General features: G+C 40.2%; 11 protein-coding genes. All 11 read left to right on the plus strand.

Annotated features, from left to right (window positions below):
- Positions 1 to 33: 33 nt before the first annotated feature.
- The 11 genes from DWX23_RS21020 (at position 34) to trxB (ending at position 19000) form a co-directional block, all read left to right on the plus strand.
- Positions 34 to 723 carry a porin family protein gene (locus DWX23_RS21020; RefSeq protein WP_122355570.1) on the plus strand — a complete coding sequence of 230 codons (690 nt, stop codon included), beginning with the start codon at positions 34 to 36 and terminating at the stop codon, positions 721 to 723.
- 92 nt (positions 724 to 815) lie between these two features.
- Positions 816 to 1460, plus strand: a complete 645-nt coding sequence (locus tag DWX23_RS21025; RefSeq protein ID WP_147382558.1) for a hypothetical protein — start codon at positions 816 to 818, stop codon at positions 1458 to 1460.
- Positions 1461 to 1604: 144 nt separating this feature from the next.
- The gene (locus tag DWX23_RS21030; protein ID WP_122375917.1) at positions 1605 to 2156 is read left to right on the plus strand and encodes an RNA polymerase sigma-70 factor; all 552 of its coding nucleotides are present in this window, start codon (positions 1605 to 1607) and stop codon (positions 2154 to 2156) included.
- A 77-nt stretch (positions 2157 to 2233) separates the two neighbouring features.
- Positions 2234 to 3217, plus strand: a complete 984-nt coding sequence (locus DWX23_RS21035; protein ID WP_122375918.1) for a FecR family protein — start codon at positions 2234 to 2236, stop codon at positions 3215 to 3217.
- 211 nt (positions 3218 to 3428) lie between these two features.
- A complete protein-coding gene (locus DWX23_RS21040; RefSeq protein ID WP_122375973.1) occupies positions 3429 to 6698 on the plus strand; it encodes a TonB-dependent receptor in 3270 nt (1089 codons plus the stop codon).
- A gap of 17 nt (positions 6699 to 6715) precedes the next feature.
- The gene (locus tag DWX23_RS21045) at positions 6716 to 8284 is read left to right on the plus strand and encodes a RagB/SusD family nutrient uptake outer membrane protein (RefSeq protein ID WP_122375919.1); all 1569 of its coding nucleotides are present in this window, start codon (positions 6716 to 6718) and stop codon (positions 8282 to 8284) included.
- Positions 8285 to 8360: 76 nt separating this feature from the next.
- On the plus strand, positions 8361 to 11549 hold the full coding sequence (locus DWX23_RS21050; protein ID WP_122375920.1) for a sugar-binding domain-containing protein: 3189 nt from the start codon (positions 8361 to 8363) through the stop codon (positions 11547 to 11549).
- A gap of 6 nt (positions 11550 to 11555) precedes the next feature.
- Entirely contained in the window at positions 11556 to 14498 is a 2943-nt protein-coding gene (locus DWX23_RS21055) for a glycoside hydrolase family 2 TIM barrel-domain containing protein (RefSeq protein ID WP_370450112.1), read from the plus strand.
- 263 nt (positions 14499 to 14761) lie between these two features.
- Positions 14762 to 17287, plus strand: coding sequence for a DNA translocase FtsK (locus DWX23_RS21060; protein ID WP_122375922.1), 2526 nt, complete (start codon positions 14762 to 14764; stop codon positions 17285 to 17287).
- A gap of 32 nt (positions 17288 to 17319) precedes the next feature.
- A complete protein-coding gene (locus DWX23_RS21065; RefSeq protein ID WP_122375924.1) occupies positions 17320 to 17994 on the plus strand; it encodes a LolA-like putative outer membrane lipoprotein chaperone in 675 nt (224 codons plus the stop codon).
- Between the two features lie 52 nt (positions 17995 to 18046).
- Complete coding sequence (gene trxB, locus DWX23_RS21070) at positions 18047 to 19000, plus strand: thioredoxin-disulfide reductase (protein ID WP_122354007.1); 954 nt, start codon at positions 18047 to 18049, stop codon at positions 18998 to 19000.
- Positions 19001 to 19002 lie beyond the last annotated feature (2 nt).

A 19002-nucleotide genomic window follows, 5' to 3' on the forward strand; every position in this document is an offset into this window, starting at 1 on the left:
AGAATGAGTTGCAATGATTAGTTTGGACAGAATATGAAATATGTTTTAAGAATATGTATTGTTTTTATTTTTCTGAGTGCTAAAGCATATGCTCAATCTCCGGTCTCTTTCCGGGTAAAGGCTGGTGCAGGAATTGCGAGCATGTGGGGTAAGAACACGGAGGAAAATGCTAAATTCGCTTATAAGGTGGGCGTTGGAATGGAATATGGTTTTAATAAAACCTGGGCGTTACAACCTTCTTTGAATTTTGTTTCAAAGGGATCTAAAGAAGATGGAAAAGATTTGGGAAAGGCTACGGTGAATATGCTTTATCTTGAATTGCCTGTTATGTTGTCAGCCCGGCTGCATCTTACGAAAACATCTAACCTGGTTATTTCGGGAGGACCTTATATGGCTTATGGAGTAGGAGGCAAAACATCGATCGATGTATGGTTACCGATTCCGGGTACTACAGGATTTCATAACGTTCATAAAGAATATAAACTCAATACCTTTGGTAATATGACCGATGGGAATATGGGATGCAAACGCTTTGATGCCGGAGTTGGACTGGGAATTGCCTATGAGTACCGGAGAATTGTAGTTGGATTGGAAGGACAGTTGGGACTGGTCAAAGTACATGATGGAGTTAGCGGACTTTCCGAGTTGGAGAATATGACTGAACTAAAAGACTATGCTCCTAAAAATCTATTGATGTTAGTCTCGGTAGGATATAATTTTTGATTGTGTTAAGTTCGGATAATATGACATATCCTCAATCGTACTCATTTGGGAATGACAACACATGGCGGGATGCGAAATCGAAATGGAATAACATGCCGATACCAATTTCTTGTAGCTTATATTTGTTACAGGAGAATCGCTATTATATTGATATTAGTATTTGGGAGTCGGATGATATTGTTTTTGGAATGTTTCCGTCTTATGGCACTTTTTACAAAAGAGGAAAGTTTTATTATTTAGAGGATATCTCAAGTGGAGCTGAGCTTGTATTGAAAGAAGTGAAGTATTCCAATTTATTGGTGAAGAAAGGCTTTTGTTTTATGAAAAATGAGTATTTTTTCAAGGATGAATATACTTATGATTCGGATGAGAATATGATTGATTTTGAGGAAGAAGCCGTGAAAAGACAAAGGAGGGAACTGGATTTATTGAAGAATAAACAAACAGATCCCGTGCCTTTGCAATTGGGTGTCTATAAAAATGGAACTATTTCGTTATTTTTGGAGCTTGATTTTCATTATAGAATTCTTTTTTTCAGTGAGAGTCCTCTTTGCTTACTTTCAGAAGGGAAATGGGAAAAACACGGAAATGTACTGCATTTGTATGATCCTTCTCTGAATTATACGTTTTTGGCCTTTGTAGATGTGAAGGGAGTAAAAATGATTCGTTTTCCGAATTGTGGCTATCCGGATTGGATGTATGACTTATCTATAGGATATCCGTTTATTATGAGATGAATGAGAAAATCGTTATTCGATGTCAGGTTCGCTTATGTAGAGTTTCATTATTTCTTTGTTAAAGAATAGGAGGTATATTGCATATCCGATGTTTTTGTTTAATTTTGTTTAAAATAAGGAAGTTGTTGTGAGATATTAAGATTGATGGACTTCGAGAACTTTTATATAACATGGTATTCACGTGTCAAACATTTTGCACGCGACTATGTCCTTTCTGATGAGGAAGCGGAAAACATTACACAGGATGTTTTTCTTGATTTCTATCAAAAGAGAGATACTTTGGATTTCCATATAAACGTAATAGCCTATTTGTTTACCTCTGTAAAGAACAGATGTATAGACTATCTGCGGCGTAAATTACTGGAACAGGAAGCAGCCACGAAAATGCAGGAGGATTTTGATCTGTCCTTCCGTATGAAGTTTGATTCTTTGGAAGCGTTCGATGTGGATGGACTTTCGGAGGATAATATAAAGGATATAATAGAAAAAGCACTTAACGCACTTCCCGAACGATGCCGCGAAATATTTATATTAAGCAAGCTGGAAGGGAAAAAACAGAAAGAGATAGCAGAAGAACTGAATGTATCTGTCAAAACTATTGAAACACAGATGACTATAGCCTATAAAAAGTTAAGGGAAGAATTGAAAAACCATTTACCTCTATTGTTGTTTATTTTGTCTTCCTGGGAAAATTGAGAAAAACTGAAAAATAATCCGATTTCTTTAGGGGGATTATTTTTTCTGTTCGTTTACTATATAAAGAACAGTGAATAATGGACGAAAGAATCATAAAATATTGTCAGGGAATATTATCGAAGCAAGAACAGGACCGACTTTTAAAAGAAGCCTATAATGATCCCGTACTTAAATCTCAAATAATAGATTATCAACATGTGCATAGCCTGTTGGAGTTGGCTCCGGAAAAAGCCGATTCCCTGCAAGGACACGAGGGATATGGCAATTTTAAAAGACTTGTAGATTCTCAAAGGAGAAAAGTGTGGCTGATTTCGTTTAGCCGGTATGCAGCAATAATAGCGATCGCTTTTGTGTCTGCATGGATGCTGGCGTCTTACTATTTCTCCGGCAATGTCACGGAGAAACAAGAGTTGATAGCTTTTCAGCAGGAGTTAGTGGTTCCTTCCGGTCAACGTGCAGAGCTTACGTTGCCCGATGGAACGAAAGTTTGGTTGAATGCCGGTTCCAAATTATCTTATCCTTCTTTCTTTGAAAAGGAACGGAAAGTCTTTTTGTCGGGGGAAGGTTTTTTTAGTGTTGCTAAGAATGAAAAAGTACCTTTCATCGTTTCTACCCGGACGATAGATGTTAAAGCTTTAGGTACCCAGTTCAACGTGTTTAGTTATCCGGAAAGTGATTATACCAGTGTTTATCTTCAGGAAGGAAAAGTAAAAGCTTACTTTCCCTCTTCCGAAACAGAAGGGGTAGAACTTTCTCCGGAACAATATCTGATACAGGAAGGAAAACAATTTAAACTGTCTACCATGGACCCGGATGATCTGTTATGGCGCGAAGGTATTTACACCTTCAAAAGACAGAAGCTGGCAAGTATTATAAAGAAACTTGAATTGTACTATGATGTAAAGATCATAGTGAAGGATAAAGATATATTAGATTACGAATATGTCGGGAAATTCCGTCAGAGGGATGGTGTTATGGAGATATTGCGGTTAATCCAGCGGATACATAAGTTTAAAATCAACAAAGATGATGACCTGAATCAAATAGTGCTGAGTAAGTAAAATAATTATTAACCTTAAAAAATAATATGTATGAGTCCATGAAGAATTAAAAAAAAATCGGCAGATATTGGCGTATCTACCGATTTAGCGAAAAGCAAACCCATTTGTGTTCAAAAAATTAGTATTTACTTAACAAAACAAAGATATGAAAATAAATCCTTTGTTAACGCATATCCTGTGTCTAAAAAATTATCAAAAGGCATTCAGAATTATGAAACTATCCTTTTTTATCCTGTTTGTTTGTGCTTGTCAGTTGTTCGCTGTGAATACGGAAGCGCAAAATGCTGTTATCGAATTGAACTCTAATAAAATTTCAATAGAAGAGCTTTTTAAAGAGATTGAAAAACAGACTGATTATCTGGTGATCTATAGTACAAGCGGTGTTCGTTCAAACTTTGAATTATCATTAACGAAAAAGAAAGCAAAAGTATCCGAATATTTGGAGGAAGCTTTAGCCGGACATAACTTGAAATATGAGTTTGTGAATAATTACATAATCCTGTCGAGTTTGGAGGTAAAACAATCCCAACAGGATAAAAAACAATTGCAAGGAACTGTTTATGACCAGAATGGAGAACCAGTCATTGGTGCGAATGTAATAGAAAAAGGTACTCACAATGGAACGGTTACAGATATCGATGGTAAATTCTCTCTTGCTATAGGAAAAAATAGTTCTTTGGAAATTACCTTTATCGGTTATTTGGCACAATCTGTAACACCTAAAGACAATACAATCAATATTTATCTGAAGGAAGATTTACAAACTCTTGACGAGGTGGTTGTAGTTGGTTATGGTGTACAGAAAAAGGTAAATGTAATTGGAGCTGTAGCTGCAGTTAATTCTGAATCGATCGGAAACAGGCCTGTGACTAATATATCCAATGCTATTCAAGGTCTGTTGCCTGGGGTGTCGGTTACTTCCGATACAGGACAGCCAGGGCGTGATAACCCCACACTGCGTGTTCGCGGAACCGGAACATTAAATAACTCGAATCCTATGTATGTTGTGGATGGAATGCCTGTAAGCGGTATCAGTGACATCGATCCGAATGATATTGAAAGCTTATCTGTTCTGAAAGATGCTTCATCTGCTGCTATTTATGGATCACGTGCTGCTAACGGTGTAATTCTCATCACAACCAAAAAAGGAACCGAAAGAGCTCCCCGTTTAAAATATGACGGATATGTAGGATGGCAGAATGCAATTAGTTTACCGGAATATCTGTCTTCTGCGGAATATGCAGAGTTGTATAATAAGGCTTTGGTCTATGAAGGTAAAGCTCCGAGATATACAACGGAAGAGATCGCTCTGTTTAAAAACGGATCTGATCCGGATAATTATCCGGATACGGATTGGCATGATCTGTTTTATAAGACAGGGTTTATGCAAAATCATAGAGCAGAAATAAGCGGCGGAAATGGTGGGACATCCTATATGTTTTCGGTCGGTTATTTAGGACAAGATGGTATCGTTAAGAATTCTGAATATGATCGTTATACAGTAAGAGGTAATGTGAATTCGAAAATAAGCAATGTGATTACAGCTGGTGTAAATCTGTCTTTTATGTATGGAGATATGAAAGAACCTATTTCTGCGAAAACTGGGTCGACAGGTTCTTTATTCACTATGATAAATACAATAGCTCCCTTTGTTCCTTATAAATATTCGAATGGCTATTATGGTTATAATTCCGATGGTAATCCGATATCCAATTTGGATATTAATAATATAAATAACGAAAAATGGTACTCAAGTCGCGCTGTAGGAAATATTACTTATGAACCGATTAAAGGGTTAAAACTTCAGGAAAATGTCGGATTTGAATACAAAGCGAATGTAGCGGAATGTTTCAAAAAAGATCAGCAGTTCTATAATTGGAAAACCGGTTCTCCAAGTATGTATATCGGTCCTAATAGTCAAACGGATGAACGTAATAATCAATTACGTGTCAATTTGCAGACATTAATTAATTATAATAAGACTTTCGGACCTCATGATATAGGTATTATGGGAGGATTCGAACAGGAGTACACTCGTTATGACTGGACAAAAGGATATCGGATCAATTTCCTTAATAATGACTTGTGGGAATTGAATGCCGGTTCTCCGGATGGACAACAAGCTTCCGGTTCTGCCTATGAAATAGCTCTCCGTTCTTTCTTTGGCCGTTTAAGCTATATTTACGATAACAGATATTTATTGGAGGTCAATATCAGAAGGGACGGAACTTCTCGCATTGCTCAAAGTACACGATGGGGCAATTTCCCTTCTTTCTCTGCTGCCTGGAGAATTATTAATGAATCGTTTATGGAAGGAACCCGGGATATTTTGTCTGATTTGAAACTTCGTGGAGGTTGGGGTAGATTAGGAAACCAGGCGATATCCAATTATCCTTATCAATCGGTTCTTGCACAGAAGAACTATGCATTGGGTGGTTCTGTTTATCAGGGTGTTGCTCCTGTTGACGGAGCAAACAAGGACATCAAATGGGAGACAACGGAAACGATCAATTTGGGATTGGATGTTGCTTTCTTATCCAATCAGTTTGTTTTGTCGGTCGATGCATATAAGAAAAAGACATATGATATATTAATGAAATTACCGGTCAGTCCGCTTTACGGATTATCAGCTCCTTATCAAAATGCAGGGGAGGTTCATAATACAGGAGTTGAACTTCAATTAGGATATAAATATGCACATAAAGATTGGACAGTAGATGTTACTGCGAACACTGCTTATAATAAAAATGAGATCGTAGATTTAAAAAATAACGGTGCACGCATCTGGGATGGATATAAATTCCTGCAGGAAGGGTATTCCATTGATTCCTATGGCGGATTTATTGTAGACGGTATTTTCCAAAATGAGGAAGATGTTAAGAATAATGCAGTGATAAATAGAGCAAATGCCGGTCCGGGTGATTTTAAGTATAGAGACGCAAAAGAGGATGGCGTTATAGATGCAGAAGATCGCGTTTATCTGGGATGTAGTACTCCTAAATGGATATTTGGTTTGAACTTGTCCGCTACATGGAAAAATCTGGATGCATCGGTGTTCTTCCAAGGGGCTGCTGATGCGAAAGGATTTCTTCATTCATGGGCAGTCGGCGAATTGATGGGAGATAAATCGAAGCCATCTTCCCTGTATCGGGATGCATGGGATGCAGAGACCAATCCTGACGGGAAATTTCCAAGGCCATTGTCATCCTGGTCGCAGAACAGCAGTATATATTATAATTCGTCATTTTGGATGAGAAATGCTTCCTATCTGCGATTGAAAAATCTCCAGGTTGGGTATACAATACCAAAAGAATGGCTGAATATCCTTAATATAGAAAAAGTACGATTTTATTATAGTGGCCAGAATATGCTTACCATCACAAAATATCCAAAAGGATTTGATCCGGAAAGAACGTATACGGACGGTGGTTCCAATCCTCTGTTAAGAGCGCATACGTTTGGTGTAAATATTGTTTTCTAATTTAATACGATGAAAAAATGAGAAATATAATTTATTCGATAATAGGTGCGCTGTTTTTATCAGCGTGCAGCAGTGATTTTTTGGAAAGAAATCCATTGGACCAGCCATCAAACGAAGGATTTTGGAATACGGAAAAAGATGCTGTAGCTGCGGCTATGGGATGTTATGACGGGTGGTTTTCAATGACAGAGGTGATATCTTTAGATTGTGCTTCTGATAATGCACATGATCCGTTCCCTTGGGAAGGATGGTCGGTTCAGGCTTCCGGGTATGCAACACCTTCTGATCCGGGGACAGATTATTTTGGATATAGCAAAATGGTCCGTTACAATAATTTTCTGGAAAATATTCATCGTCCGGAAATGGATGATGCATTGAGAACCAGACTAACTGCGGAAGTCCGGTTTTTGCGTGCATGGGATTACTTTTGGAAAGTTCTGTTTTATGGTGATGTCCCTTTGGTAAAAGAAGTTTTACCTATAACGGATGCGAATAAACCGCGTAATCCGAAAGAAGAAGTTATTCAGTTTATTTTGGACGAACTTACCGAGATAGCACCTCAACTAGATATTAAATATACAGGAAATGATGTGGGGCGTGTTACACGTGGAGCTGCATTGACATTAAAAGCGAGGATGTTGTTGTATAATAATCAATATGCAGATTGTCTGAAAGCATGTGAAGAAATTATGAAACTCGGATATTCCTTGTTTCCGGATTACAGAGGTTTGTTTCGAATTTCGAACAAGAATAATCAGGAAATAATCATGGATGTTCAGTATGTTGAAAATTTATATTCTAATGAGACATTGGGTATATTGCCTCCTGCCAGTAGCGGAGGGTGGTGTTCTATCAATCCGACACAAAGTTTGGTGGATGTATATGAATGTATAGATGGAAAAACGATAGGAGAATCGCCTCTTTACGATCCTGACCAACCTTATCAGAATCGTGATCCTCGACTTAGTGCCAGTATTTTATGTCCGGGTGACCTGTACGAGGGAAAATACTATGATCCGATAGATCAGAATGATCCCAATGGAGATTATTATGCTCCTTACGGACGTTCTAAAACAGGTTATCTGGTTCGTAAATATGTGGATAATTTGGGTGATTATGCTGATATGTGGAATACGGCTATGAATGCTATCGTGATGCGTTATGCAGAAGTCTTATTAATGTATGCAGAGTGTAAAGTAGAATTAGGGGAAATAGATGCTTCTGTCTATGACGTACTTAATGAACTTCGTGATCGTGCCGGTATGCGTGAAGTCGATAAAACGGTTTATGCGACTCAAGCGAAAATGAGAGAACTGGTGCGGCGCGAACGTCGTGTAGAACTGGCTTTGGAAGGATTACGCTGGTTTGATGTTTGTCGTTGGAAGATTGGTGAAGAGGTAATGCCCGGGCAGGTTTACGGATGTCGTTTAGGAACAGTGGATCCTGTAACCGGTAAATTGGCTTTAACGGAGGAACGGATCAAGACGGAAGTTCGGATTTTTGATCCTGCGAAGCATTACCTGTGGCCTATTCCACAAACAACGATCGATGCAGCTTCTGAGATAAAACAAAATCCGGGGTACTGATAAAATATCCGGTATAACTAATCAAGGCAAAACTGATTGTCTGTTTTGCCTTGACCTTTATAAAAGATCATCTATAATGAAAAAAATAATCTGTTGTATTTTTCTACTTTTTTCTTTACATCAGTTTTTAATATCCCAAACTACCGGACGGATATCGTTAGCCGGAGATTGGCGGTTTGAACTGGATTCGGCTGACATTGGCGAAAAAGAATTATGGTATACAAAAACATTAATTGATAGTATAAAACTGCCGGGCATTACGGATGAAGGCGGTTATGGTCCAGAAGTTATTGAGACAGGAAAACTGTCCCGGTTGCATAAATATATAGGGAAAGCATGGTACCAGATGGATATAAGCATACCTGAAAACTGGAAAAATAAAAATGTATCCCTTTGTTTTGAGCGGATAATGTGGAAAAGTAAGTTGTGGTTAAATGATCAATATATTGATGCGCAGGAATCGTTATTGACACCTCACTATTATTTTTTAGGTAAGTTGTCTCCGGGTACCTATAGGTTGACTTTATGTATTGATAATCGCGAAATCTATCCGATAGGAAATGAATGGGGACATAGTTATGGCGAACAGACACAAATTATCTGGAACGGAATAATCGGAGAAATGATCATGTCATCACATCCGGATGTACAAATCAGCCAGATACGTACTTTCCCGGATGATACGGGACAATTGGATATTGAAATTTCGGTTTTGAATCGATCAAAAAAGGAACAGAAAGCAAAACTGTGTTTTGAATTAAGGGATAGGAAAACGGGCAAGGTGGTTAATACAATGGAGTCGAATTGTCGGATAACTTCCGGAAAAAACAGGATCGTCGAATCTCTTAAAGTCTCTGATGTAAAACTTTGGGATGAGTTTTCTCCTTCCTTATACGAACTGAACTGTTCTTTGATGAGTAAATCGGGAAATGATGTTTATGAACCTGTTATATTCGGATTCCGTTCGATTGGAAAAACAGAGGATTATATAACGGTTAATGGTCTGGAACGTTACTTGAGAGGAAATTTGGATTGTGCCGTTTTTCCATTGACAGGATACCCGGCCACGGATAAAAAGAGTTGGCTTCATATTCTTCGACACTATAAAGATTTTGGTTTAAACCATGTCCGCTTTCATTCATGGACTCCCCCTAAAGCTGCTTTTGAAGCAGCAGACGAACTTGGCTTATATATATTGAGTGAAATATTCTGGCGAGACGGATGGATGGGGAAAGAATTGGATATTGAAAAAGTAGAACCTTTTTTGCATGCAGAGTTAAGGAGGATAGCTGATTCTTATGGGAATCATCCCTCTTTGATCATGCTGGCAATGGGAAATGAACTGGGGGGATTTGATCGTAATAAGTTGGACCCTTGGATAAAAGACGTCAAAGAGTATGATCCGCGGCATTTTTATACAGCATCGGTCAGACGACCTGTTACAATGAATTCGGATATCAATTTTCAAGGGGATCTTTCATCTCCTTATCCGTTACTTTTTATTAATGAAGGACGATTATCCACGGATTGGGATTATGCCCGGTGGTATGGGGATGCCTCTCCGTTACCATCTATTCAACATGAAGTCGGGCAATGGGTGTTTTATCCCGACTGGAATGAAATAAATAAATATACAGGAAATCTGAGAGCACGATCGATGGAATCGTATAAAAAACTAGCTTTGAAACATGGTGTATATGAGCAAAATAAGGAGTTTATACAATCTTCCGGACTCCAATCGCTTACTTTATATAAGGAGAATGTGGAATCTTTATTGAGAACTCCTTATTGTGGAGGTTTTCAATTGTTGAGTATTCAGGATTTTCCGGGACAAGGAGTGGCATTGGTCGGCTGGTTGGATTCGTTTTATGATAACAAAGGGATTGTCACACCTGAAAAAGTTAGAAATTGGTGCAATACGACAGTTCCGCTTATGCGGGTCCCATCTTATATATACATGTCAGTCGATACTTTGAAAGTCGGAATAGAGGTTTTTCATTTTGCCAATAAAGATATAGAAGATGCAAGGATTGATTGGCAATTAAGGAATGAAAATGGTTATGTATGGGATAAAGGGACTTTCGACCATTATGATATTAAAAATGCGGTATTGAATAAAATTGGATTATTGTCAGTCCCATTGAATAAAATAGATCGTTCACAGAAATTGGTTCTGGAGGTCTCGATACGTGATACGGAGTATAAGAATAACTGGAATTTATGGGTATTCACCGAACAGAAGGATTTAAAGGATAATTCAGTGAAAGAAACAACTTCTGTTACAGAAGCTATTGATTATCTTAAAGCAGGAAAGAGTGTTGTTTTGTGGGCACATCGGTTGGGGGGTAATAAAAATGCCGGATATGCTCATTGGAAACCTACTTTCTGGCAGGCGGGAGATCAGGGAAATGAAGGGTTCACGAATGGAGCGGTTATTCGAAACACACATCCGGCATTCAACAATTTTCCGACCGACAACTATCTGGATTTTCAGTGGTTTGAGATTTGTCAGGGAGGACGTGGTTTTGATTTAGAAGGATTTCCGTCTACTATACGCCCTATTGTACAACCGATTCATGATTTTCATTTTAATCGTAAATTAGGTTCCATCATGGAATTTGTAAGTAAAGAAGGAGGACGTATTTTAATCTGTGGGTATAATTTGGTGGATTCGTTGGAGAAGAGACCTGCAGCGCGGGCTTTGAAGAACAGCTTACTAGGATATGTCGCTTCCTCCGGTTTTCAACCAAGTGACATTATTGATTATGATTGGATGAAACGCGAATTATATGATATAAACACATCTTACTTAGCCCCTAGTGAATTTGAAAAGGCTTATCTCTATGTAAAGGCTGGAGGCCGTTGGGAGCAAAACGGGGTAACAGAATGGACACTCGAAAAGGATGCTTCTACATTTTATGAAACAGATAAATATGGTTATCGTGTTCATTGTGATAATATAATAGTAGATGAATCATTTTCGGCATGGCAGGGAAAGAAGATTGAATTGGACTTAAAATTACCATTTGATTTTGATGGTGTGATTAAATTATTCCTCTGTAATCCGGATAATAAGGTTAGAAAAGGGACTGTTCTTTTCAATGGAAGAGAAACAATTGTCGATCATATTCCGCATAAAGGAAAATGGATTACATTTAAGTTGAATCCGGGAGAAACCTTATTAGGTAATATCGGTATTACGCTTACAGGCCTTGATGGTGGATCTTTGTTGGTTGGTGAAATAGCCTTGATGCCTAAACAATAATATTTTATGAAGAGTGCGAAAAAGTATATAAATAAGTTTTTAAGTGGGATCATCTTCTTTTGTATGTTTTTTGCGGAAACGTATGCAGGAGATGTTTCACGGATAAACCTTTCAATGAATACTGACTGGGCTTTTTTTCGGGGTGATATTGAAAACGGTGAATCTATTACGGCTGATGACTCCTCTTGGATGCCGGTTTCAATTCCTCATATTATGCAACTGGAAAGGAAACATTGTGGTGGAGATGTGATTTATGATGGGATAGGTTGGTATCGTCGTTATTTTACTCTCGCTCCTGAATATAAAGATAAAAATATTCGTATAGCATTTGAAGGTGTTATGACTTCATGTAAAGTCTATCTGAACGGGCATGAAATAACTGAAAATCATGGTGGGTATATTGGCTTTATTGCAGATATCACGGGTATGGTCAACTTTGACGGAAATAATGTCTTGGCAGTACGTGTATCCGCGGAATATGATCCGTTGACTCCGCCTGGAAAACCACAGAGCGATCTGGACTTTTATTATTATAGCGGCATATACCGGGATGTGGGAATGATAATTTCAGATAAGCTTTATGTTACGGATCCTCTGGAAGAGAATGAAATTGCCGGAGGAGGAGTTTTTGTCACTTATCCCGAGGTGAGTAGAGAAAAGGCAAAGATACATATAAAGACTCATGTCAGGAATCGGAACAATATTTCCAGAAAAGGATATCTTCTCACCTGTTTGATTGATTCGGATAACAAGGAAATTGTTTGTCAACGGCGTCCCTTTTCATTAAAAGCTGGTACAAGTATTCATTTGGAGCAAGAATTGTCGGTTGATAATCCTTCTCTTTGGTATCCTTATCGTCCTTGCTTGTATGAATTGAGAACAGAAGTGGTAGTTGACGATAAAACGGTAGATAAGGTTACCCGCCAAATAGGAATACGCTCTATACAATATACGACAGAAGATGGCTTTCTTATAAATGGAGAAAAATTGTATATGCGTGGTGCAAACCGGCATCAGGCTTATCCCTATGTAGGGGATGCCGCTTCGAATTCGATGCAGGAAAGAGAAGTGATCAATATGAAACAGGGTGGTTATAATGCGGTACGTGCAGCTCACTATCCACAAGATCCAGCTTTCCTTGACGCTTGTGATAAATATGGACTGTTGGTTGTAGAATGTATACCGGGGTGGCAGTATTTTAATAATGATACTACTTTTATAAACCGAGTTTATGAGGTTTGCCGTAGAATGATCAGGCGTGACAGGAATCACACCTCGGTTGTTTTATGGGAGACAGCGTTAAACGAGACGCGTTATCCGAAGGAAATTGCTAAGATGCTTTACAGGATAGCTCATGAAGAATATCCCGGTGATCAAATGTATACGGCTGGAGATTATTTTGGTCATACGGATCTGGTGGATTGTTATGATGTGTTCTATAAACAAGTAGCCCGTTTCCCGAAAGACGGTAATGTAATGAGTAATTATACGGAGGATCAAGTTGTAATTAAGCCGTTACTAACCAGGGAATGGGGAGATGGAGCCGGAGAGAGACCTCGTGTGAGTATAGCTGGGGATGAGAGAGAATTGCTTGAACAATGTAATACCCGCTATGAACAGCTGGAAGGAAGAGGTTATTTTGATTGGTGTATGTTGGATGCCAATGAACGTTTAGGAGGACATTTCTTATGGAGTTATAATGATTATAATCGGGGAAGTCAGGAAGCGACAATGTATTGCGGCGTTGTGGATGTAAACCGTGCCCCAAAGTTTAGTTATTATATGATGCAGAGTATGCGTGATAAAAATATAAGCCAGGCTGGTTTATATGAAGGGCCGATGGTGTTTATCGCTTCCTATAATATGCCTTCGGAGACCGGGGGGGCTTTATCCCCAATCACTGTGTTTTCTAACTGTGATGAAGTAAAACTCTATCAGAATAAACGGCTTATAGGAACACAAACTCGGTTGGAGCGAACTTCATTCCGCCCTAATATAGTAAAAAAAGGAGGGAGTCCGGATTTCGTTTTTTATCTAGATAGATATGAGCAAGGAGAATTAATGGCTGAAGGTTTATCAGATGGCAAAATTGTAGCTACACATATGGTACGTACCCCTGGGAAGCCACATCATCTGGAAGTCTTTTTTAGTCATAAAAATGTGATGCCGGTGGCGGACGGAAGTGATATGATACCAGTTTATATAAAGGTTTGTGATGAAAACGGGACATTAGTGAATAATGCTACAGATTTGATTACTTTGTCAATACGTGGAGAGGGAGAGATCATAGGTGATGGTATTGAACGGATAGGTGTTAGTCGTCAAAAGGTAGAAGGTGGTATTGGTTTTGTTTTTGTCCGGACCGGCAAATATCCCGGGGAGATAATAGTTAAGGCTGAAGCGAAAGATCTGCAGGAAGGAATAGCTGGTATAAAAAGTATCCCTTATGACGGTTTGTTCGTGCCGGACGGTATTCACGCACCTTTTAAAGGGAAAGAAGAAGATGGCGTAGTAGAAAAGATGAATGTAAAAGAAAGGATGTTGCTAAATCTTCCTGTGTTAATTCCCCGGAAGGTTACGGCAACCAGTTCTCATGTTTCTTATCCTGTAGTAAATCTCGTAGATGGGGATGATCGGAGTTGGTGGATTGCGGATACGGATAGTCTGCCTCAGGTTGTGACTTTTTCGTTTGATGAACCTGTCGATATAAAGGCAAGTCGTATTCTTTTTCAAAAGGATAGCTCTTTGTACGGACATACTGTTGAAGTGTCGTCTGATGGAAATAATTGGAGTTTGCTCTATGAGCGGGAGTGTACCGGTTGGGAGTTTAAACCGATAGAATTGAATTGTAGAAATGTGAAGTATTTTCGGGTTACAATTCATAGTGTATCGGAAGGACGTGCTGGTATGGGAGAAGTTACTTTGTTTGGGAAACGTAATACAGATTGATTTCAAATATTCAATTCTCAAGGACGAATGAGTGACTTTTTAGACAACCCCCTTTTGTTTTTTATTATTAATGTTTAACATCGTGGTTTGCTTAGTTTACCAATCCCTCTGACGGACTGAACATATAAATTGCAGAAACTGGCAAAAGGGACTGATAGGGAATAATAGAATTTTTGCGTGGCGATTTGGAGATAATCATGTATATTTGCAAGTTATAAAAGATACCTGGACTGTTTTTCAGATATCATTGAACGAGGATTTATATGGCAAAGAAAGCAACTACAACAAAACAAAATAGTAATAACGAGCCGGGCAAATTTGCGTTGATGAAAATGTTTTTCACTAATGAGCGTACCCGTTTCATTACAGGATTGGTAATAGCAATTATCACTATTTATATAGGATTGGCACTTATATCCTTCTTTTTTACAGGAGGTGCCGATCAGAGCAAGATTGAAAACGTTCCGTTGGCAGACCTGCTGACGAACAGAGGGTCGGTTGAGAACTGGACGGGAGTGCGGGGGGCTGTTTTGGCTGACCTGCTGATGAACCGCTGGTTCGGGATATCTTCTTTTATGATCTTGTTTTTCCTCGGATCGGTAGGAGCCAAACTGATGAACCTTCGGCGGGTATCGCTATTGAAGCGGTTTCTGTTTTGTGCCGCTATGCTGGTTTGGGGATCTATGTTTTTTGCCTTTGTATTTATCAGCGGATATGAAGATACATTTATTTATCTGGGAGGGCAGCATGGATATTATCTGTCGGAAATGATGATCACCAATGTCGGTATTCCCGGAACTATCTTGCTGTTGGCCGGAGTTTTTCTGATCATTGCTATATTTTCAAGCAAGAGAACGATCCCGTTCCTGCAAAGTGTGCTTTCTTTCGGATGGCTGAAAAAACGCCTGAAGAGAGAAAAGGTGGAAGATACGGATGACGCGGAAGAAGTAGTTGAAAATAAAGAGGATGAAGAGAAGGAGTCAGGCAGAACTGTCGTAGAACGGCCGGATGAGAAACCCGAAACGGTTGATTTCGTATTCGATACGGAAAGAGAAATGGAGACTGCCCGCCATGAGGAGAAGAAGCAGAAAACAGAAACCTATTCGAATATCTCCAATGATGATACGTTTGAAGTGACAGTACCTCGGGAAGAAGATGTTTATGATGCTCCGAATGCGGAAAATCAGCCGGATGAACCGGAAGATCTTCCCGGCGATCCGCGTTTTACCGTTGAAGTTCCTACCGGTGATGACGAAGTGTACGATGCTTCCGCTTTGGGTGATTATGACCCGAAACTGGATCTGTCCAGCTTCCGCAATCCGCCGATCGAACTGCTGAAGAAATATGATGTCAGCGATCATCAGGTAGACATGGAAGAGCAGATGGCTAACCAGAAACGAATCAAACAGACACTGGAAAGTTTCGGTATCAGCATCGCATCAATTAAGGCGACGGTCGGTCCGACCATTACATTATATGAAGTAATTCCGGATACGGGTGTCCGTATTTCGAAGATCAAGAATCTGGAAGACGATATTGCCCTGAACCTGTCGGCTTTGGGTATCCGTATCATTGCGCCGATGCCGGGTAAGGGCACGATCGGTATCGAGGTGCCGAACAAAGACCCGCAGATCGTATCTATGCAGTCGGTTGTTGCTTCACGTAAATTCCAGGAGTCGAAATATGACCTGCCAGTCGTTTTGGGTAAGACCATTACCAACGAGATCTTTATGTTCGACCTGTGTAAGATGCCCCACTTGCTGGTGGCCGGTGCTACCGGACAAGGTAAATCTGTCGGGCTGAACGCCGTAATAACATCTTTGTTATATAGAAAACATCCGTCTGAACTGAAGTTTGTACTCGTCGATCCGAAGATGGTGGAATTCGGTATCTATTCCGATCTCGAACGCCATTATCTGGCGAAACTGCCGGATGCGGACAAAGCCGTTATTACCGACTGTACCAAAGTGATCATGACGCTGAATTCCGTATGTAAGGAGATGGACGACCGTTATGAATTGCTGATGAAAGCGCATGTGCGTAATATCAAGGAATATAATACCAAATTCGTATCCCGTCATCTGAATCCGGAAAAAGGACATAAATTCATGCCGTTCATCGTGGTGATCATCGATGAGTTTGGTGATCTGATCATGCAGGCAGGTAAAGAAATTGAAACGCCGATCGCCCGTATCGCACAGAAAGCGCGTGCCGTCGGTATCCATATGATCATTGCGACACAACGTCCGTCTACCAATATCATTACCGGTATTATCAAGGCGAACTTCCCGGCCCGTATGGCATTCCGTGTAATGCAAATGGTCGACTCGCGTACTATTCTGGATGCTCCGGGAGCGAACCAGTTGATCGGTCGTGGTGACTTGCTGTTTTCGCAGGGAGGTGATACGAACCGTGTACAGTGTGCCTTTGTGGATACTCCGGAAGTGGAACAGATCGTCAATTATATCTCCGGCCAGGTCGGATATGCTACAGCTTTCCTGTTGCCTGAATATGTGGGCGAAGGTGGTGACGACAAAGCACCGGGTTCGGTCGACCTGTCCGATCGTGACCCCTTGTTCGATGAAGCAGCCCGCCTGATCGTAATCCAGCAACAGGGATCGACTTCGCTGATCCAGCGTAAGTTTGCTATCGGGTATAACCGTGCCGGTCGTTTGATGGACCAGTTGGAGGCTGCCGGTATCGTCGGACCGTTTGAAGGAAGTAAAGCCCGTCAGGTATTGATTCAGGATGAATATAATCTGGAGCAATTACTTAATTCGCTGAAATAAGGTTTCCTTTTTTCCTAAATAATTAATTACCTATGAAAAGAGAACAGAAAATAAAAATATGGAGAGCGATCGCTATTTTCGGACTGCTGGCATGCCTGCTCTTTGGGATCAGAGTAACAAGCCGGGCACAGAATGCTGCTTCCATCCTGGATAAGGCGGCCGATGCTTATGAAAAGTCAAATGGTATTTCAGCCTCCTTCGCTCTGAACACCCGTTCGGACGTGCAGAAAGTATCTGAGAGTTTTGAAGGTACGATCAATATGAAGGGGGATAAGTTTACATTGGTTACCCCCGATATGGTTACCTGGTTCGACGGAACGACCCAATGGTCTTATGTGGAACGCAATGACGAAGTCAATGTAAGTACCCCGAGCGGTGAAGAACTACAATTTACCAATCCGGCTTTATTGTTACGGGCGTATAAGAAAGGGTTTACCCCTAAATATATCGGTGAAAGTACAGCTTCGAACGGAAAGTCTGCCTATGATATCGAATTGACGCCTAAAAAGAAAGGGGATATCCTGAAAGTGGAATTACAGATCGAGAAATTCTCCAATTTCCCTGCCAAAATAAAGGTTGAAGCAAAGAATGGTATCAGTAATACGATTCATATCAGCAATTTGAAGACAGGCGTAAACCAACCGGACGATTTTTTTGTTTTTAAGGAAAGCGATTATCCGGATGCCGAAGTGATCGACCTGCGTTAAAATATAAGCGATAAAATAAGTTTCAAGTATCAATTTCAATTAACATAAAACTATGAGTGATTCAATAAATGAAAAGGTTCGTTGCCTGATTATAGGTTCCGGTCCTGCAGGATATACAGCAGCAATCTATGCTTCACGTGCTAATTTGTCTCCCGTATTGTACGAAGGAATTCAACCGGGCGGCCAGCTGACAACGACTACAGAAGTTGAAAACTTTCCGGGATATCCTGAAGGTATCACCGGTCCGGAGTTAATGGAAGATTTGAAACAGCAGGCTTTGCGTTTCGGAGCCGATATTCGTTTCGGCATCGCTACGGCGACAGATCTTTCCGCTGCTCCTTATAAAATAACGATCGACGGCGAGAAAGTGATTGAAACAGAAACATTGATCATTGCTACCGGTGCAACCGCTAAATATCTGGGAATCCCCGACGAGCATAAATATGCCGGGATGGGTGTTTCTGCCTGTGCAACCTGCGACGGTTTCTTCTATCGTAAGAAAGTGGTAGCTGTAGTAGGTGGTGGCGATACGGCTTGCGAAGAAGCTATTTATCTGGCAGGTTTGGCTAAACAGGTGTATCTGATCGTACGTAAACCTTATCTGCGTGCTTCGAAAGTGATGCAGGACCGTGTGTTCAATACGCCGAATATCATGGTGCTGTTTGAGCATAATACAATCGGTCTGTTCGGAGAAAATGGCGTGGAAGGTGCTCACCTGGTAAAACGTATGGGTGAACCGGATGAAGAAAAGGTGGATATCGCTATCGACGGTTTCTTCCTGGCTATCGGACATAAACCGAACTCTGATATTTTCAAACCGTGGCTTGAAACTGATGAGATCGGTTATATCAAAACAATACCTGATACGCCGCGTACAACTGTTCCCGGTGTTTTTGCGGCAGGTGATGTAGCAGATCCGCACTATCGCCAGGCAATTACTGCTGCCGGTAGTGGTTGTAAGGCAGCCATTGAAGCTGAACGCTACCTGTCTGAAATGGGTAAATAAGC

The organism is Parabacteroides sp. AF18-52 (genome assembly GCF_003479145.1).
GTDB classification, from domain to species: Bacteria; Bacteroidota; Bacteroidia; order Bacteroidales; family Tannerellaceae; genus Parabacteroides; species Parabacteroides faecis.